The organism is Xanthomonas euvesicatoria (genome assembly GCF_013112235.1).
In the GTDB taxonomy this organism is placed as follows: Bacteria; Pseudomonadota; Gammaproteobacteria; order Xanthomonadales; family Xanthomonadaceae; genus Xanthomonas; species Xanthomonas euvesicatoria.
The window spans coordinates 1,566,449-1,585,200 of sequence record NZ_JABFFS010000001.1 but is presented as its reverse complement, the minus strand read 5'-3'; the positions used below and the strand labels follow the sequence as shown (position 1 = coordinate 1,585,200).

Here is an 18,752-nt window from a genome sequence, read left to right as displayed (position 1 = left end):
GGGACACGACCACTTTGCCGGCGAGTTCTTTCCGGTGTTTGACGTGCGCGTCAAGGTCGACGCGTTCCGGAGCGACGGCGCCATCGAGTCGCAGATGCAATGCCTGCCTCGTGCAGTGAGCGACCTGCGCAGATCGCGGCATGAGGCCGTGGTGTTCCATGATTGCTGGTAATGGCTAAGCTGCCAGACACCACCAAGCCACAGACGCGACGAACGCGACGTCTGTGGCGGCGGTGTACAACACTCCTGAGTATCAACGCGGCAGCTGAGCGCTCATGCTCGCCCGCTCTGCCACTGGCGAAGTGCTTCGCTGTCATGCAGTGCACGCTTGAGCGTTTGCAGCTGGCCATCCAGTGCCTGCGTGGCCGCGTCGCGGGGGACGCCGCTAAAGGTTTGACTCCACCCCTCGCGTAGTGCAGTGCGTACCGCATCGATGGTCGCGATCGAAACGGACTGCGTGCCGATCTCCGTACGCAATGTCTGCAGCGCAGTACGCAGTGTCTGGCCAAGCGGCCCAGGGCCAGGCGCGGCGCGCATCCCCTCCTCCATGGCACGTTCTGCCTCGGCAGGTGTCGGCCCCGAGAGCCTGGCGATCGCCTGGTCCACAGGCTCGGCCAGGGCCTCGAGGGTTCGTTCGATGGTGCGTTGATGCTCGGCTGCAAGCGCGGCACGTTCGTTGTCCAGGCGCGCCGCCTGGGAGGTATTGGCGCCGTTTTTGGCCTTGAGCGCATTCCAGAACGTATCGTTGAACAGGGTTTGCACGGCCTGCTGCACGACCACAGCCGTGGAATTGACGGCTTCGCCAGCAACACCGATGTGGCTCCCCCGACGCAACGGCGCTGTGATGATGCGCCCGGCCCCCATCGAGCCGAAGCTGGCCATGACGTTGCTCAGCATGTGGCGGGTCAACAGGTCGCGTGCCGTGGTGGCGACGGCGTTTGCGCTGTTGAAGCCCTGCCTTGCCAACGCCAACGCCAACGCTTCCTTTCCGGTGTCCAGCAAATAGCTAGGCGGGAAATGCACGGCGTCGGACCATTGTGCAGGCCGGCGCGCTTTGTCGGGCAACGCCAAGGCAAACAGGTTCAGCCGTTGCTCTCCGCCAACCAGATCCGGGACACGCATTTGGCCGGTCCGTGCCACGGCTTTGCCTGTTTCCAGCAGTGCCTTTTGCACGACCCCGGCGCCGCCAATGGCCAGCGCGCTCAACCCCCACTGGCCGACAGGCGTCAGTAAGCCCGGTTCACCACCAGTCCGGCGCGCGGCGTTGAACCCTGCGTTGATCACTGGCTTGAGCAACAAGGTATCCAGTGACTTGTCATCCAGGGTCGATTGGCGCTGCGTGATGCCCAGGCGGCGGTCGTAGGTCTGCGCCTTGAGGTCGGCAAGCGTCGGCGCATTGTTCTCGCCCGGACGCGTGAAGCGCTTGCCCTCGGCAGTGATTTCCAGAATGACCGGTGGTGGATCGGGCACCAGGATTTTGGGGTCGATGGCCTGAAACCTCGGCAGGTTGGCAACGCGCGCGCGCCGGTCCATTGCCGGGATCAACAACGTATCGCTGGTATAGGACGCAGACCCCGCCGCGACACCTGCAACCATCGCCGTACTCAGCTCCTCCGCGTCGGCCGGGCGCCGGGACGCATAGGCCGCACCCGTGGCAAGACCGACCGGATTGCGCATCGCACCGATAATGAACGCCCGTAGGCATTCGTAGGCAATCGGCAATGCCGCTTTCGTGCCCGCCGTCTTCATGTCACCGACAGCCTGGTACCCGGCATCCGGCCCAAAGGCAGTGATGCGTTCCTGCACGCGCGCGTCAGCCCATTCCAGATAGCTGGCCTGCAGGGCCGTCTGCTCTTCCGAGGGCGCAGCAAATGGCAGAGCGTCCAGGCGGGCACGCAGCTGCGCTTTCACCTCGGCGGCCGCCGCCGTGCTGCGTTCGGCATAGGTCGCCGCGGCGGCAGGCACATCCGGTGTGTCGATTTCCCGGGCAGGGGACACGACCTGCGCGGTGTAAAACGTTGCGTCCGACGCTTGCGACGACTGCGACGAGTCGGACCGATGCGAGCCGCCGAGCATGGCCCCCTCTTCATCTGCATGAGGACTGGCGCGACCGGCCAATGATGCGCGACGACCACGCAGCGCCGCGCTGGAAGAGGCCAGGCCCGTAAGCGGGCCAGTGGGTGCGCGTTCTTCCCGCGGGGCAGCAACGTCTTCGGCCTGCGTTGGTTGGACGGGAGGATGCGAGGCTGCGCCGCGACTGGCAGCGGTGCCGATATCGCAGGAGAGTTTCATGAGGCCACCTCCTTGGCCGTCTCGACCTGCGTCGCCAGCGCATCCAGCACGACGCGGGCAACCACCTGCCCACGGTCCAGTGCAGCGGCCACCTCTTCAGGCATGCGCACCAGCAACAGCGGGCAGACGCAGAGCAGGCCGAGATCCGACAGCGTGAGCCGCCAGCCATACTCGGTCAGCAGTTGCTCCTGCAGCGACAGCAGCATCACCACCTCCTCGCCTCCAAGCTCGCGTGCCGCCAGGGGCAAGATCACTTCCGGGAAGGCCATCAATGCGTCTGGCTGCCCCTGCGTGTGGACGCGGCACAGCATGCCGGCAGGGCCCAGAATGGTCTCGCCTTCGCCGAGCCGCTGCGCAAGCTCACCAGGTAACCCAAGGCATGCGCTCAGGTCGATAAAAAAAGCGGTAAAAGCGGTATTCGCTGTTTGTTGATTGTGCGATTCCAACGTCATCTGAAGTACTCCGTGAGGAAATTCGATGAGTTGCTACGCGCCAGCAGCGCGCGGCACATTGTCTTGCCCACAAATGCGCGCCCAAGCGAAGCGGGGCGAACCACCTGCGCCATACACGAAGTGGGGTGCCGGTAAAGTGCCCAACCAAAACCTGCGCCACACCTTAATAAAACGGACACAATCAGAAGGAAAGCGCCCCTGACCTGGCGAAGGAACCAAGACTGATAAGTGCACCTGCAGGCACCGCCGGCAATTTCGCGTCCAGGCGGTCTACTGACGCAAGCAAATTACCGAGATATTAACTAACTGCGCACTTCATCCGTGTCAGCTCCAGCGTTGGCCAGCGCGTTGATTCGGTGCAAGCCCCACTTGGCGACCCAGATGATCCCAACACGTTTCATGGCCGTGATTCATGGCTCCGGCCGGGCAATAAAAGAAATGTCATGCAACCAGGCTCCATGAAATCCCCTGGTTTCTCAGCAAATCCAGGGCTGCAGTCAGAACAGCCCTCACAATTCCAATACTGAGGGGTTCGGCCGCCGCGTGACGGAACGCTGGTGATCGCTGCACACGCCGCCGGAACACCGCGATGATCTGCATCTCCAAGCACGTATCGTATCGATGTACATGAGTGCGCCGGCCCACAGCAGGAACAATCGCCGCTCAACTATCGGCGCCAAGCAGCACCGGCAGGCAACGCATCGACGGGCCGATTTTTGCGCTTTTTTCGCCAAAATAGTTCGTCGGCCAGGGTGCACCTTGCGCAGATTGGCAACATACGTCTACACCGCATGGGCGCATCCGTGCGGCCGTATAAGAATCAACTTATACGAAGGTGCTCTGCCAATTCTGTCATTCGCGAGGCCGCCTCTATGTCGCTCAACACGCTTTCTACCGGGAGCAACCCCAGCCAACTGCTGGGCACCTCTTTCAACGAGTCGTCTTCATCGGAGCTGCTCGGGTCGGATTCGTCCAAGGATGGCTCCGACTTGCCATCGACGATGGATAACATCTTTCAGCGAATCTACCTGCTGCTGGAGGCCCTCCAGGCCAACACGCCAAACAGCGCGTCGGGTAATGCGCCGGCCAATACGGCAAGCGGCGATGCCGATACCCAGCTGTCCGCATCGGACTGGCAGGCCACCCAGCCGATCGAAAAGCGCACCTCCTGGCCATCGCTGGGCTACGACTTCGATCCCAAGCACATCAAGGGGAAGGATGCGCCGCCGGCGCTGGAAGGTTCGACGGTGACTTGGAACGATGGCACGCTGACCAAGTCGGAGCTTCAGATCGTTTCGACGCTGAATGCGCACAAGGACCAGATGCCGCTCGAGTACAAGAATCTCGACGACAAGATCAACGACCCTTCCACGCCCGCCGACCTGAAGGCTGCATTGCAGGGGCTGAAACAGGACCCGCGCTTGTTCTTTGCGATCGGTTCCCAGGGAGACGGCAAGTGCGGCGGCAAGATCAGCGCGCAGGATCTTTGGGATTTCTCTGATTCACATCCGCAGGTCAAGGAACTGGGCGGGAAGAACGACGAGTTCAACCCCAAGAACATCAAGGGGTCCAACCCGCCGCCGGCGGCGGAGGGCTCGACGGTCACCTGGAACGAGGGCCAGCTCAATCAATCCGAACTGGAGATTGTTTCGGTTCTGGATCGGCACAAGGACCAGGTCGACTCGCTGTCCTTCGATCAGCTGGACGCCAAGATCAACGACCCGTCGACGCAGCCTGACTTGAAGAAAGCGCTGCAAGGATTGCAGAAGGATCCGCGGTTGTTCTTTGCCATCGGCTCGCAGAAGGACGGCAAGTGCGGCGGCAAGATCAAGGCGCAGGACCTCACAGACTTCTCGTACTACCATCCGCAGATTGCCGAATACAACGACAAGCAGGCAAAGAGCTACACGCAGAACTACATCGCATCCGATAGCCCCGACAAAACCAAGGCGTCGGTCATGACCAAAAGCGATGCCCTGCGCGAGCTGTATCGCTATTCCGACTATCTGCCCGGCAACCTGAGCGAGGACGAATTCGCCAAGATCGTCGATGGCGACAGCAAGACCGGCAAGTGCCCGCCGCAGGTGATCGCGGCTGCTCAATATTTTCGCGATCATCCGGACGAGTGGAAGGAATTTGCAGGGGACTCGGGCTCGATGAGCACGCCGGACTTCCTGCAGAAATCCACCTCCGAGATGCACCTGACCGCGGACGAGCAGAAGACGCTGGACACCATCAACAGTCATCAGGACGCGTTCTACGGCGACGGCAAGGAAATCACGCGCGACAAGCTCGACGCGATCTCCAAGGACGACAAGGCCGACCCGGCCGTCAAGCAGGCCGCGACGCAGTTGTTGGCCGACCCGCTGCTGTTCGGCTTGTTGAACAACTCCATCACCGGCTACAAGAAGCCCCATCACTTCTTCGGCGGCGGCCATGTCGTCGATTCGGGCAAGATCAGCCAGGACGATTTCCGGCAGTTCTATGACCACATGAGTGCAGCCAACAAGACCGTGGACACGCCGGCCACGCACGAGGCGAGCTCGCCCGATCAGCAAAAGGCTGTCGCGGACATGCTGGTGGGCAAGGACGATCCGCCGGCGATTAAGAAGCCCAAAAAGGATGTCGGCACGTTCCAACAGGGCCTGCACGAGTTCCTCAAGTGGGACAGCAAGATGCTGGACTGGATGTCCGTGGGGCTCAGCGCATTGAACGGGATCCCCATCATCGGCGAAATTGCCGATGCGGCGTCGATTGCATTGGAGAGCGAGGCGCAGGCGGCGCAGGTGGTCGACACCGCGATTCAAGGTGGCGACATGTCGCTGGCCTTGAAGCTGGCCGGCATCAATATGGCCGGGGCGGTGGTTGGAGCGGTCGGCGGCCCCACGGCCAGAATCGGGGCCAAGGGCGTGGCCAAGGGAGTGGCCGAAGCCGCGGCCAAGGGAGCAGCCGAGGGCGCGGCCAAGGGAACTGCAAAGGGAACGGCAAAGGGCGTCGCCAAAGGTGGCGGTAAAACCGCCGCCGAACGGCCGAGCGCCGCTGAGTTCGCAAAAGGCTACGTGGGCGGCACCGCCATCAGTAAATCGGTTGAAATTCTCAAGACGCCCGTCCTGGCGGGCTTGCACTACGAAGAATATCAACTGGACAAGCAGAAGGACGGACAGATCCACCAGAAGCTGGAAAACGCCGGCGGTGTCCCGGTGGGTAAGCAGATTATCCCCAAAGGCATCGCCGACAACTTCGAGGGAGACCTGCGGCAGAATCTGCGCAATATCCGGATCCGTCGCAGATAATGCGCATGCCACAGCGAGGTTTCGTTTCGGCGTCTTGCCGCCGGCGTTGGTGCTCGAAGGCAGGCGTTGAGGCAACGCCGGTCGATGGGCCACGACGTGCGGCAGCATCGCGCTGATGCGTTGCGGTATCGCTCGGCGACCTTCGTATGAACGTGCCTCCAGGTGCCTGGAGGCACGTTCCGGCGCCGCTGCGCCATGCGCCTTGGCGAACAGGTGGCGGGATACCGGAAGCTCTCCCGCGAGCATCGACATCCTGGCAATGAAGACCGGCGATACACGTGGAGACTGCGTCGCAAACGATGCGGCGCGTCACCAGATCGATCGCCGGTTGCCATCGTGTGCATCGCGCCGACAGCCGATGACATCGAATGCCGAACAATCACCGCTGTCGGTGAGCAGGGATGCAGCACCGGCGCGCTTCTACAAAAACCGATTCGCCAGGCGATGCAGCCTCTTCGCGTTGATGCGGCGATGGCAGTCGCATCGCAGTAGCCTGCACGCTTGAACGCCGCAGCCAGCCGACCAAGCAGGGTGTATCTCCATGTTCAATGTCAATCGCCTACTCCGCTCTCGCCCGCGAACGGACAACGCCGATCAAGCGCCCGCGCAAGACAGTCCTTCACGGCAACCTTCGAACGCAGAGGGCTTGTTGAGCCCCCTGCTCGCGCGGCCGCGACGGCGCGAAAGCACGTCAGCGGCCGGCACGTCGACGCCTGGAAACCCAGTGCACGGGAGCCCTTTCCGTTCACCTCTGCGTCCGTCGGGCCAGCCGGCTGCACTTGCGGGTGCCTCTTCTGCGCCACCGCGCAGCATCGAGCACGACATCGATGATTGGCTTGCGCAAAGCCTACCGATGGCAGAGCGGGTTCGAACGGGCTACAACCTGCACGACGGGTCGAGAGATATGTCGCGGGAAGTACTGCAAAACGCCGCAGACGCCATCCGCCGTGCAGCGAGCCGCCGCAGCACCGAACTTGTCGTCGATTGCCTGCCTGCCACGACGCTACCTGACGCGATCGGCCGGCTCGACGCGCTACAGAAATTGACGCTGCTCCATACCGGGCTTCAGTCGCTGCCAGACAGCCTGGGGCAGCTGCGCCAGCTCCGCCATTTGCAGATCACTGGCGCGCCGGACCTGAAGACGCTGCCGCCCTCGTTGACGCGCCTGTCCAATCTCAGAACCCTTCAATTGGCGATGGTCCCGTTAGACGAATTACCCGCAGACCTTGGGCGCATGCAGGGTCTGCGCGGCCTCGCGCTAGGCCGCGGGCACTATGCGCGCCTGCCGGACAGCATCGTCGAACTGAGCCGGTTGAGCGAGTTGCGCGTGTCGCACTCGTCGCATTTTCGCCAGTTGCCTGAAAACATCGGCCTCATGCAGGGGCTCAGGTCACTGGAGGTGGCATCGAATTCCAAGCTGGAGCAGCTGCCAGGCAGCCTCACGCAGCTGCATCTGCTGGAAAAACTCGACCTGTCATCCAACCGCCGGCTGGCGCACTTGCCTGAGGACATCGGGCAACTGCGCGGCTTGACGGAACTGTCGCTGAGAAGTTGCGCTGCGCTGCAGCAGCTGCCGGACAGCGTGGGGGATCTGGCCCAGCTGCAACTGCTGGACCTGCGCGACACGGGCCTGCAGACTCTTCCACAGTCGCTGGCACGACTGCCCGCTCAATGCGATATCAAGGTGCCGGATCATCTGGCAGACCGATTGCTGCAGATCCGCGACCCGGAGCGCGCGCAGCGCCAGGCACAGCGCGCGGCACAGCGGCTGGCCGAGCGGAGACGACGCGCGCCCGTGCCGGCGGCGCAACAGGCCGGGTCGTCGTGGAACCGCGTCCCCGAGTTCACGCGCGTGTTGCGCAGTGTCGATGCCGACCTGGGCGAGCGTTTTGAGAAATGGACGCAAGGCCTGATGCAAAATGCCAGGATCTTCGGCGCATCCATCACATCGGCCGACATGCCCCTGCTGGACCAGGTGGTAGCCGAGGCCATTCGGTCACCCGAATTCCGCAGCAGCTTCGGCCAATTCTTGAGCGACCACACCATCAAGACGCTCAACCTGGATGGCATGACGCAAGTGGGTGGGCGCGGGCCCGCCGTGCGAGGAGACGCCAAAACCGCGTTTGCCGAGATGCTCAAGCACAAGCTCATGCACACGCAGGACCACCAGACCGCACTGGGCCTGCTGCTGGAAGCACTGAGGAATTCCGACCTGGGGCTGTCCAGGGAGACGCTGCTGCGCAGCAGGAATGAACTCACCGGGCGTGTGGAAATGTGGCCGCCACTGAAGGCCTACATCTCCATGCACGATGTGGAAGGAAAAGCGGCGCAGGATGCGGCGATCACGTGGGCGATGGCTCAGTTTGACGAAGCGCATGAGGGTGTCATCGGGGAAGCGGAGGCCAAGCAGGAGTCCGAGCAGGCGCAGGCCAACGCGAACCGCTTCATCGAGCGGCGGGCGCGTGTACTGCTCCAGGAATGGCACATCCATTAGACCCTGGCGCCCGGCGATGCCACTCCCGCAGTTGAGAATGGACAGGCATGCTGATGATGTTGATCGCAGAACCCGGCGGGTGTTTGCCCGCCGCGTCCATGCAGTCGTTATCGGCTGTGTGCAACCAGCCAAGCGGCAGCGGTCTGTTTGCTCGCGTCGCTCAAACTGCGGAAGCCACGCATATCCAGGACGCCGCGTTGGTCGCTGCCGTTGCAGCGTTCCATGAAGCCGCTTGACTGCATGGGGCATCCATCTTCTGCGTTGAGGGCAGGTGCGCCCATCTATGCCCGATCAGCCTGGATGCCAATGGCTCCGGGTGGACCGTTCGCTGTACAGGCAACAAAAAACCCCCGATCTCTCGAGGGTTTTTTAAATCCCAGCACAAGCTCTGGAACTGAACTGGTGCGCCCGGAGGGATTCGAACCCCCGACCAATGGCTTCGGAAGCCACTACTCTATCCGGCTGAGCTACGAGCGCCTGGCCGCGCATTATGCCAGAACAGCCGGCGTGCGCGTGATGGGGCTGGGCGACACGCGACCTGGCCAGCCACTACGTCACTCCAGATGTGATGACACCGGCCTCTCGGCCCGGGCAGTCGCCGGGCGGCACCGGACGCCCAGGTTCAAGCGCACAGGGTCCAGACGTGCAGCGGTGTGGCCATCTCAAGCGGCCGTCGCAGAGGCAGCCTGCTCAACGTCCCACCTGACCGTCAGCTTGGGCACGCGCCTGAGCGCGGTCACTGCCGAGCCTGCGTGGCAGGCCGTATCACCTGCCGCAGCCCACCCGCACCAGCGCCCGGCCCTGGCCGCTCGCAACCTTGATCGCTGCGGCCAGCCGCACCCCATGACAGCCGGCCATCATGGATGGCAGGGCATTGCCAGGATTGCCGCCCGCACAGCGCCCACCCCGCGCCCACATGACCACGGCCGAGCCGCGCTGCTACCCTTTGCCGCATGAGCAAGCATGGTGTCGAACAACTGCCCGCAGCGCGCGCGCTGACGTGGCCGCAGCGATTGGGCCAGTACTGGAAGCTGGTCCGTGGCGACCGCCCGATCGGGAGCCTGCTGCTGCTCTGGCCCACCTGGTGGGCGTTGTGGCTGGCTGCCGATGGCCTGCCGCCGCTGTGGACGTTGTTCGTGTTCACTGCCGGGGTGTGGCTGACCCGCTCGGCCGGCTGCGTGATCAACGATTACGCCGACCGCTGGCTGGATCCGCACGTGGAGCGCACCAAATCGCGTCCGCTGGCCACCGGCGCGGTCTCCGGGCACGAGGCGCTGTGGGTCTTCGTGGTGCTGATGCTGGTGGCCTTCGCGCTGGTGCTCACGCTCAACTGGCTCACCGTGGCGCTGAGCGTGCCCGGCGTGTTCCTGGCCGCCAGCTACCCCTATCTCAAGCGCCATACCCACCTGCCGCAGGTCTATCTGGGCATGGCGTTCGGCTGGGGCATCCCGATGGCCTTCGCCGCCGTGCAAGGCCGCGTGCCGTTGCTGGGCTGGCTGCTGTATGCCGCCAACATCCTGTGGGCCACCGCCTACGACACCTGGTACGCCATGGTCGACCGCGACGACGATATCCGCATGGGCAGCAAATCCACCGCCATCCTGTTCGGCAGATTCGATCTGATCGCACAAGGCATCTTGTATGCGCTGATGGCCGCGACGCTGGTGCTGGTCGGCCTGCGCGCCGATCTCGGTGTGGCGTACTGGGCCGGTCTGGCCGTTGCGGCGCTGCTGGTCGCCTACGAATTCCGCATCGCCCGCCACCGCGAGCGTGGCCCCTGCTTCCGCGCCTTCCTGCACAACAACTGGGTCGGCCTGGCGATCTTCGTCGGCATCGCCGTGGCGGTGGCGGGGCGTTAGGTTCGGGATTCGGGATTCGGGATTCGGGATTCGGGAATCGGGAATCGGGAATCGGGAATCGGGAATCCGTCGATTACAGACCAGATGTTGGGATGACGGGTGAGGGTTCGAAGCATGCGCGCATCTTTGACGGCTCTACTCCTCGTCTCGTCCTCCGCCGTCCACCCACCGAAGCCGCATCGCCATCCACCGCGCTGTCCTGTCAGGCAGCGAGCCCCTCTCCTGCGGGGGCGAAAAGACACGGCTTGCGCGCCACTGGCGCGCGTGTCTTGGAGCGCCCGCGCCGCAAGCGTGGGCCGGGGCGCAGAGCGGGGGTTGGGGTGAGGGTAAGGGCGAAGCCTCGCGCACCTGACGCCGGCAGGCCAGATCACGGCACCCGCGCGCAGACCCACGCATCCACCCGTTGAACACCCGCCTTGCGCAAGGCCTTCGCCGCGGCGTGGAGTGTCGCGCCGGTCGTCATCACGTCGTCCACCAAGGCCACATGCGCCGGCAAGGCGCCGCGGGCCTCGAAGGCATCGCGCAGATTGCGCTGCCGCTCGACCGCGTCCAGTTCGGATTGCGGTGCGGTTGCGCGAACGCGTCGCAGCAACGGCAGGCACGGCAGCTGCAGCGCGCGGCCCAGCGGTCGGGCCAGCTCCAGCGCCTGGTCGTAACCGCGCTGGCGCAGGCGCTGCCGGTGCAGGCTTACCGGCACCAACGCCTGCGGGCGCGGCAGCCCCACGCAGTGCCGGGCCATCAGTTCGCTGAGCAGGCGGCCTGCCGCCAGGTCCTGATGGAACTTGAACCGCCGCAGCAGCCCATCCACCGGCCAGCGATAGGTAAAACAGGCATGCACCCGCTGCAGCGGTGATGGGTGCTGCAGGCACTGCCCGCATAGCGCCACCGCGTCGGAGACGAACAGTTGCGTGGCGCAGCACAGGCAGGCATGGCCGTGATCGGGCAAGGCGGCGCGGCATGCGGGGCATAGATCGCCATCGGGCGTGCCGGCCTCCGCGCAGACCAGGCACAGGCTCGGCAGCAACAGCCGCAGCACCCGCTGCGGCCATCTGTAAACCGATCGAACCTGATTGAAGTTGACAGCCTCTTCCATGCTCACCAGACTGCCTGGCTTCCAAGCCGCTGACTGTCAGGAAACTCCGATGTCTGTTGTCGTCCGCCATGACTGGGATCGCAAAGAGCTGCAGGCGCTGTTCGATTTGCCGTTCCCGGAGCTGCTGCACCGCGCGGCCAGCGTGCATCGCGCGCACTTCGACCCGGCGCAAGTGCAGGTGTCCACCCTGCTCTCGGTCAAGACCGGCGGTTGCCCGGAAGACTGTGCGTACTGCCCGCAGGCGCAGCGTTACGACACCGGCGTGAGCGCGCAGAAGCTCATGGAGACCGAAGAGGTCGTGGCCAAGGCGCGCCAGGCCAAGGCCGCCGGCGCCTCGCGCTTCTGCATGGGCGCGGCCTGGCGCTCGCCCAAGGAGCGCGACATCCCCAAGGTCGCGGCGATGATCCGCGAGGTCAAGGCCATGGGCCTGGAAACCTGCGCCACGCTCGGCATGCTCGACGCCGGCCAGGCGCGTGCGCTCAAGGATGCCGGGCTGGACTACTACAACCACAATCTGGACACCGCGCCGGATTATTACGACTCGATCATCCACACCCGCCAGTACCAGGACCGCCTGAACACGCTGGAGCATGTGCGCGATGTCGGCCTGAAGACCTGCTGCGGCGGCATCGTCGGCATGGGCGAAACCCGCGAACACCGCATCGGCCTGCTGCTGGCGCTGGCCACGCTGCCGGCGCATCCGGATTCGGTGCCGATCAACCAACTGGTGCAGGTCCCCGGTACTCCATTGCATGGCACCCAGCAGCTGGATCCGTTCGAGTTCGTGCGCATGATCGCCGTCGCCCGGATCGCCATGCCGAAATCGATGGTGCGCCTGTCCGCCGGCCGCGAGGCGATGAGCGACGAACTGCAGGCACTGTGCTTCCTGGCCGGTGCCAACTCGATTTTCTACGGCGAAAAACTGCTCACCACCGGCAACCCGGACACCGAGCGCGACCAGGCCCTGTTCAAGCGCCTGGGCCTGCGCCCGATGCAGATCACCGTGGATGCGGCCGAGCACGATCATCCCGGCACCGTCCATGCGGAGATCACCCGCAGCGCGGCCTGCGAGCACGCCGCCTGACCCGGCGCCGGGCGCCGGTCGTCGGTGGCGGCTGGGCGCCCCGAGCCCGGCACGCTACGCTAGCGGGCCTTCCCTGCCGTTGAACGCCCCCATGGCTCGCCCCGATCTGCACGAACGGATTTCGTCGCTGCGTAAATTGCGTGTGGCCCAGGAACGGGTGCGGGTGCGGCGACAGGTGGGGCGGCGCGATGGCGTGCGGCTGGAGATCGATGGCCGTTGGCTGACCGGTTTCTGTTCCAACGACTACCTGGGTCTGTCGCAACAGTTCGAAGTGGTCGCCGCGCTGCAGGATGCCGCTGCCCGCGATGGTGCCGGCGCCACCGCCTCGCATCTGATCTGCGGCCACCACACCGCGCACGAAACGCTCGAACGCGAAATCGCCGACTGGTTGGGCTATCCGTCGGCGTTGCTGTTCGGCAGCGGCTTCATCGCCAATCTGGCCGTGCAACAGGCATTGCTCAGCGAAGAAGACGACGTCTGCGTGCAGGACCGGCTCAATCACGCCAGCCTGCTCGATGCCACGCGGCTGGCCGGTTGCCGGCTGCGGCGCTATCCGCACCTGGACGTGGAAGGCGCGATGCGCCAGCTCAAGGGCGCGCCCGAAGGCGCGGCGATGCTGGCCACCGACGGCGTTTTCAGCATGGATGGCGATGTCGCGCCGCTGCGCGCCTTGAGCCTGGTGGCACGCATGCAGCACGCGCTGTTCTATGTGGACGACGCGCACGGTGTCGGCGTGCTCGGTCCGCAGGGGCGCGGTTGCGTGGCCGATGCCGGGTTGGGCGTGGCCGAAGTGCCGTTGCAGTTGGTCACCCTGGGCAAGGCGCTCGGTGGCTACGGCGCGGTGGTGGTGGGCGAAGAGGCGTTGGTGCGCCATCTGGCCGAAACTGCGCGCCCCTACATCTACACCACTGCACTGCCGCCGGCGCAAGTGGCGGCCACCCTGGCGGCCGTGCGCCTGGCGCGTCGCGACGATTGGCGGCGTACGCGCCTGGTCGAATTGATCGGTGCGTTCCGCGATGGCGCGCGCAAGCACGGCTTCGAACTGATGGCCTCCGACACGCCGATCCAGCCGCTGCTATGCGGCGAGGAAGCAACCGTGATGGCGATGTCGGCTGCGCTCGAACACGCAGGTTTCATGGTTGGCGCCATTCGTCCGCCCACCGTGCCCGAAGGCAAGGCGCGCTTGCGCGTCACCTTGTCTGCGCTGCATACGCCGCAGCAGGTGCAGGCATTGATCGAGGCCATCGTGCAGGCGCGCGACGTGGTCAGTCGGCAGCCGCTGCGTGCCTCTGCCTGAGACACGCGGCAGTGCGTGGCTGGCCTGCATGCGAGCACGCGTTGGCCACTCAGCCAATGCAGCGATTGCACGACGCAGCTGCATGGCAGGCGACAACGGCGCGCTGACCGTGCATTGCGGGATGGATCGCCTGAATTGGACCCGCCGTGCAACCGGTGCGCGCCTGCATCCAATCGCACCCGGCCACTGACATGCCACTGGCGACACCTGGCACGGATACGGTGGCGCAACGTCGCGTGTGGGAAGCGTTGTCGCGGCTGTACCTGGACAGCGACAGTTGCGACGACGACGGCATCGCGCGCGTCCTGGCTGCCTCGCCCTTCACCCTGGACCAGTTGCGCACGATGTTGTTGTACGAAGTGCACCCGGTGCTGATCGGCAATCTGCGCAGCGTGGCCGGCGTCTGGGACGGCTTCGATCCCGACTGGCTGGCTGCGGCGATCCAGGCGCGGCGCGCACGGCGCCGACACTGGCCGGCGCGCTGGCACTGGTGCGGCCATGCGCGCGCGCAATGGGCACTGCTGGCTCCAAAGATCGTCGCACTGCGTGCAGCCGCCACGCATTGACGCCTGGGCGCTGCACCCACCATCGGATCTGCGTGCCTCCAATGACCAGCGCGCATCCCACCATGCGTGCCGGCACGCCACAATCGGCGACAATGCGCGCATGCATATCGATGTCATCGGCCACGGGCCTGCGCTGGTTCTCCTGCACGGTTGGGCACTGCACGGCGGCGTGTTCGCACCGCTGGTGGAGCGCCTGGCGCCGCACTATCAATTGCATCTGGTCGACCTGCCCGGGCACGGCTTCAGTCGCGACGACAGCACGCCGCTGGCATTGCCCTATGTGGTTGCAGAAATTGCGGCCGCCACACCGCCGGCGGTCTGGCTCGGCTGGTCGCTGGGCGGGCTGTTTGCGCTGCATGCGGCCGCCACCCTGCCGCAGGTGCGTGGGTTGGCGATGATTGCCGCCACGCCGCGTTTCGTGCGTGGCAACGATTGGCCGAGTGCCGTCCAGCGCGAGGTGTTCGTGCAATTCGGGATCGAGTTGTCGCGCGACTACCGCGGCACGCTGGAGCGTTTTCTTGCGCTGGACACGCTGGGCTCGGCGCATGCACGCAGCGAACTGCGCAGCCTGCGCGAGACGCTCACCGCGCGTGGCGAACCGGCACCGGAGGCGTTGCAGCAAGGGCTCGCCCTGCTCGAACGCACCGATCTGCGCCGCGCCGTGCCGCAACTCGCACGCCCCAGCCTGTGGATCGCCGGGCAACGCGATCGCCTGGTGCCTGCCGCCGGCATGCATGCCGCCGCCGCGCTCAGCCCACACGCGCAGGCGCTCACCATTGCCGGCGGTGGTCACGCGCCGTTTCTGGGTCATGCAGATCAGGTGAGCGAGGCGCTGCAACGCTTCGTTGCGTCCGTGCCATGAGCCGATCGTCGATCATGCGACATCGCTGATCGAGGGACATCTCGCATGGATCTGGGAATCGCTGGCCGCTGGGCGTTGGTCTGCGCCGCAAGCAAAGGGCTGGGTTTGGGCTGCGCACGTGCATTGGCCGGCGAAGGCGCCAATGTGGTGATCGCCGCGCGCGGCCGTGAGGCACTGGAGCACGCCGCCGACGCCTTGCGCGCACTGCCCGGCGCTGGCCAGGTGCGCAGCGTGGTTGCCGATATCGCCACGCCGGAAGGACGCAGCGCCGCACTTGCGGCCTGTCCGCAGGTCGACATCCTGATCAACAACGCGGGCGGCCCGCCGCCGGGCGATTTCCGCCAGTGGGAACGCGCCGACTGGTTGCGCGCGCTGGACGCCAACATGCTGGCGCCGATCGAACTGATCCGCGCCACCGTCGATGGCATGCGCGCACGCCGCTTCGGCCGCATCGTCAACATCACCTCCAGCGCGGTGAAGGCGCCGATCGACATCCTCGGCCTGTCCAATGGCGCGCGCGCCGGCCTGACCGGTTTCGTCGCCGGGCTCGCGCGCAGCACCGTGGCCGACAACGTCACCATCAACAACCTGCTGCCTGGGCAGTTCGTCACCGACCGCTTGCGCGGCAACTTCGCCGCCATCGCGCAGCAACAGGGCAGCAGCGCCGACGAGGTCGCCGAACGCAAGCGTGCGGGCATTCCGGCGGCGCGTTTTGGCGAGCCGGACGAGTTCGGCGCGGCCTGCGCCTTTCTGTGCAGCGCGCAGGCCGGCTATATCACCGGACAGAATCTGTTGATCGATGGCGGCAGCTATCCCGGCACGTTCTAGCGCGGCGCCTTGCACGCCCGATCGATTCCCTCCGCCCCTGCCAGGGGCGACAATAGCCTTGCCATGACCAGTACTTTCGATCCCCGCCACGTCCGGCGCGCCTTTGCGCGTGCCGCCAGCACCTATACCGCCGCCGCCGCGCTTCAAAGCGAAGCGGAAGCCCGCCTGCTCGAATCCCTCGACTACCTGGGCGAGCAGGTGCCCAAGGTGGTGCTGGATGTCGGCGCCGGCCCCGGCCATGCCAGCGCTGCAATCAAGAAGCGCTGGCCCAAGGCACAGGTGATCGCGCTGGATCAGGCCATGCCGATGCTTCGCCAGGCGCGCAAGGCCGCAGGCTGGTGGAAGCCGTTCACGCAGGTGTGTGCCGATGCGCGCGCGCTACCGGTTGCCGACGGCAGCGTGGATGTGATCTTCAGCAATCTGTGCCTGCAGTGGGTGGAAGACCTGCCGGCCGTGTTCGCCGGTTTCCGTCGCGCGCTGCGCCCGGGCGGGTTGCTGCTGTGTTCCACCTTCGGCCCGGAAACGCTGATCGAATTGCGCGAGGCCTTTGCGCAGACCGACCCGGCCCCGCACGTCAGCCGCTTTCCGCCGATCGCCCAATTCGGCGATGCCCTGCTGATGTCCGGGTTCCGCGACCCGGTGCTGGACCGCGACCTGTTCACCCTGACCTACAACGACCTGCCCGCACTGATGCGTGAGCTGCGTGCGATGGGGGCAACCAATGCACTCAGCAACCGCCGCGCCACCCTGACCGGACGCGGTCGCTTCGCGGCCGCCAGCGCGGCCTACGAACCGCTGCGGCGACCGGACGGCACCCTGCCCAGCTCCTGGGAAGTGATCTACGCCCATGCCTGGGCACCGGCGCCGGGCGCGCCCATCCGCGAACACGGGCATGAGGTCGCCAGCGTGCCGGTCAGCGCCATCCCGATCCGCCGCCGCATCGACTGAACGGCGGTGCAGAACGCCGGTCCGCGCGCATCCACTGCCGGTGAGACACAGCGTATTGCGCCCATGCCACTGCTCAGCGGTCAGGCTCGGCGGTGACACTTGCTAGAATTCTGAAGTGACCGGCCGCACTTCCTTCGTTGCGGCTTACCTTGTTCGATGGTGGCTACCGACACGACGCAGCAGTGCTGCGTGCGTTTCTTGGCAGCCACTCTCACGTTTGCGGCCCCCCGCCCCCAATCGGCCTCCCTCATGTTGAAGTGGCTCCTCATCGCGCTGTTCATCGCATCGGCGCTCTACATCCATTATCGCGGTCGCGTGCGGCACCGGCTCAGCCGGCAGTTGCTGGACCATTCCACCTTCATGGCCCCCATCAACACACTGATGTACCTGTGTTCGCGGGTGCCGACCACCCCGTTCATCGACCCGGGCAAGGAATTTCCCGAGCTGGCGCCGCTGCGCGCGAGCTGGCCACTGATCCGCGACGAAGCGGTGGCGTTGCAGCAGATGCAGAAGATCCGCGCTGCCGAAGGCTATACCGACATCGGCTTCAATTCGTTCTTCCGGCGTGGCTGGAAGCGCTTCTATCTGAAGTGGTACGGCACCGCGCATCCGTCTGCCGCCGAATTGTGTCCGCAGACCACCGCCTTGCTGAAATCCATTCCCACGGTCAAGGCCGCGATGTTCGCCGAGCTGCCGCCGGGCAGCGAACTTCGCCCGCACCGCGACCCGTTCGCCGGCTCCATGCGCCTGCACCTGGGCCTGGCCACACCGAACGACGACCGTTGCTTCATCGACGTCGACGGCCAGCGCCACAGCTGGCGCGATGGCGAGTGGACCATGTTCGACGAGACCTATATCCATTACGCGCGCAACGACACCGACCAGGACCGCATCATCCTGTTCTGCGATATCGAACGCCCGATGCGTTGGCGCTGGGCGGCGGCGGTGAACCGCTTCGTCGGCCGCAGCCTGCTCTCGGCCGGCGCCTCGCCCAATCAGGAAGGCGACAAGACCGGCGGCATCAATCGCGTGTTCCGCTATTTCTACGCCGCCCGCCTCAAGGCCAAGGCGCTGAAGGAACGCAACAACCCGCTGTACCAGGTGCTCAAGTGGAGCATCTTCATCCTGGTGGTGGTCGGGATCGTGTTGCTGTAATTCCCGCCTACCCGCGTAGAAGCGCACCCGGGCGCGAGCGTCGTCGTCGATAACGCTTCATCGCACCCAGGTGCGCTGTTACGCAGCGCTGGTCGAGGCGCTCAGCGCGATACCTGCGCAATCCATTCCTGCAGGTTGTAGTAGTTGGTCACGCGGGTGATCTTGTCGCCGCGCACGTCGAAGAACGCACCGCCCACCAGCACATAGGTCTGCCCGTTGGCCTCCGGCAGGCCTTCGTCGGTGGTGTGATAGACGCCATGCACCACGTACTCGGCACCGACCCGGGTGCCATCGTCGTTGGCGATGACGACCACATCGCGCAATTGCTCGCGGTAGCTGTCGTTCATGCGCTGCAGGAACGCGGCGAATGCGTTGCGGCCGATTTCGCGCGGACCTTGATTGAGGTCGTGGGCGACGTCCTCGGCCAGAAACGCCAACATGCCGTCCCAATCGCCACGGTTGAATGCTGCGTAGTAGGCCTGCACCAGGCCAATGGCGTGTTGCCGATGGGTCTCGCTCATGCTCGAAC

15 protein-coding genes and 1 tRNA gene are annotated in these 18,752 nt (G+C 65.2%); 11 read left to right on the top strand and 5 right to left on the bottom strand.

The genetic code is table 11. From position 1 onward, the window contains the following. Nucleotides 1-273: 273 nt before the first annotated feature. Nucleotides 274-2,292, bottom strand: a complete 2,019-nt coding sequence (gene xopF1 / locus HLH45_RS06715) for a type III secretion system effector XopF1 (protein WP_008575422.1) — start codon at nucleotides 2,290-2,292, stop codon at nucleotides 274-276. Next, on the bottom strand, nucleotides 2,289-2,744 hold the full coding sequence (gene hap3 / locus HLH45_RS06710; protein ID WP_008575421.1) for an Hpa3 family type III secretion system protein: 456 nt from the start codon (nucleotides 2,742-2,744) through the stop codon (nucleotides 2,289-2,291). Before hap3 ends, xopF1 begins: the two co-directional genes overlap by 4 nt. A gap of 872 nt (nucleotides 2,745-3,616) precedes the next feature. Here hap3 and HLH45_RS06705 point away from each other — a divergent pair. From HLH45_RS06705 to HLH45_RS06695, 3 genes are all read left to right on the top strand, one after another. After that, complete coding sequence (locus HLH45_RS06705) at nucleotides 3,617-6,037, top strand: HrpF/NolX family T3SS translocon protein (protein ID WP_008575419.1); 2,421 nt, start codon at nucleotides 3,617-3,619, stop codon at nucleotides 6,035-6,037. A 1,042-nt stretch (nucleotides 6,038-7,079) separates the two neighbouring features. Further along, nucleotides 7,080-8,531, top strand: coding sequence for a type III secretion system effector XopAE (xopAE, locus tag HLH45_RS06700; protein WP_033478982.1), 1,452 nt, complete (start codon nucleotides 7,080-7,082; stop codon nucleotides 8,529-8,531). Nucleotides 8,532-8,578: 47 nt separating this feature from the next. Beyond that, entirely contained in the window at nucleotides 8,579-8,767 is a 189-nt protein-coding gene (locus HLH45_RS06695; protein WP_011346088.1) for a hypothetical protein, read from the top strand. A 164-nt stretch (nucleotides 8,768-8,931) separates the two neighbouring features. Here the strand turns inward: HLH45_RS06695 and HLH45_RS06690 are convergent. Beyond that, a tRNA-Arg gene (locus HLH45_RS06690) sits at nucleotides 8,932-9,008 on the bottom strand. A 476-nt stretch (nucleotides 9,009-9,484) separates the two neighbouring features. Here HLH45_RS06690 and ubiA point away from each other — a divergent pair. After that, entirely contained in the window at nucleotides 9,485-10,390 is a 906-nt protein-coding gene (ubiA, locus tag HLH45_RS06685; protein WP_008575414.1) for a 4-hydroxybenzoate octaprenyltransferase, read from the top strand. A gap of 367 nt (nucleotides 10,391-10,757) precedes the next feature. Here ubiA and HLH45_RS06680 read toward each other — a convergent pair whose 3' ends face one another. Next, nucleotides 10,758-11,483: a ComF family protein gene (locus HLH45_RS06680; protein WP_171309835.1), complete on the bottom strand. Its 726-nt coding sequence runs from the start codon at nucleotides 11,481-11,483 to the stop codon at nucleotides 10,758-10,760. Between the two features lie 49 nt (nucleotides 11,484-11,532). Between HLH45_RS06680 and bioB the strand changes: the two genes are divergently transcribed. The 7 genes from bioB (at nucleotide 11,533) to lpxO (ending at nucleotide 18,223) form a co-directional block, all read left to right on the top strand. Continuing rightward, nucleotides 11,533-12,567, top strand: a complete 1,035-nt coding sequence (gene bioB, locus HLH45_RS06675; RefSeq protein ID WP_008578121.1) for a biotin synthase BioB — start codon at nucleotides 11,533-11,535, stop codon at nucleotides 12,565-12,567. After that, nucleotides 12,491-13,864 carry an 8-amino-7-oxononanoate synthase gene (gene bioF / locus HLH45_RS06670; protein WP_031420792.1) on the top strand — a complete coding sequence of 458 codons (1,374 nt, stop codon included), beginning with the start codon at nucleotides 12,491-12,493 and terminating at the stop codon, nucleotides 13,862-13,864. Before bioB ends, bioF begins: the two co-directional genes overlap by 77 nt. 191 nt (nucleotides 13,865-14,055) lie before the next feature. After that, the gene (locus HLH45_RS06665) at nucleotides 14,056-14,430 is read left to right on the top strand and encodes a DUF7079 family protein (protein ID WP_008578119.1); all 375 of its coding nucleotides are present in this window, start codon (nucleotides 14,056-14,058) and stop codon (nucleotides 14,428-14,430) included. 100 nt (nucleotides 14,431-14,530) lie between these two features. Beyond that, a complete protein-coding gene (gene bioH / locus HLH45_RS06660) occupies nucleotides 14,531-15,292 on the top strand; it encodes a pimeloyl-ACP methyl ester esterase BioH (protein WP_014089124.1) in 762 nt (253 codons plus the stop codon). A gap of 45 nt (nucleotides 15,293-15,337) precedes the next feature. Further along, a complete protein-coding gene (locus HLH45_RS06655; RefSeq protein ID WP_005912735.1) occupies nucleotides 15,338-16,120 on the top strand; it encodes an SDR family oxidoreductase in 783 nt (260 codons plus the stop codon). Nucleotides 16,121-16,183: 63 nt separating this feature from the next. Beyond that, complete coding sequence (bioC, locus tag HLH45_RS06650) at nucleotides 16,184-17,068, top strand: malonyl-ACP O-methyltransferase BioC (protein WP_008578116.1); 885 nt, start codon at nucleotides 16,184-16,186, stop codon at nucleotides 17,066-17,068. Between the two features lie 249 nt (nucleotides 17,069-17,317). Beyond that, nucleotides 17,318-18,223 (top strand): lipid A hydroxylase LpxO, encoded by a 906-nt coding sequence (gene lpxO / locus HLH45_RS06645; protein WP_008578114.1) that lies wholly within the window; start codon nucleotides 17,318-17,320, stop codon nucleotides 18,221-18,223. Nucleotides 18,224-18,324: 101 nt separating this feature from the next. Here the strand turns inward: lpxO and HLH45_RS06640 are convergent, their stop codons facing one another. Continuing rightward, nucleotides 18,325-18,744, bottom strand: coding sequence for a nuclear transport factor 2 family protein (locus HLH45_RS06640; protein WP_008578113.1), 420 nt, complete (start codon nucleotides 18,742-18,744; stop codon nucleotides 18,325-18,327). Between the last annotated feature and the right edge of the window lie 8 nt (nucleotides 18,745-18,752).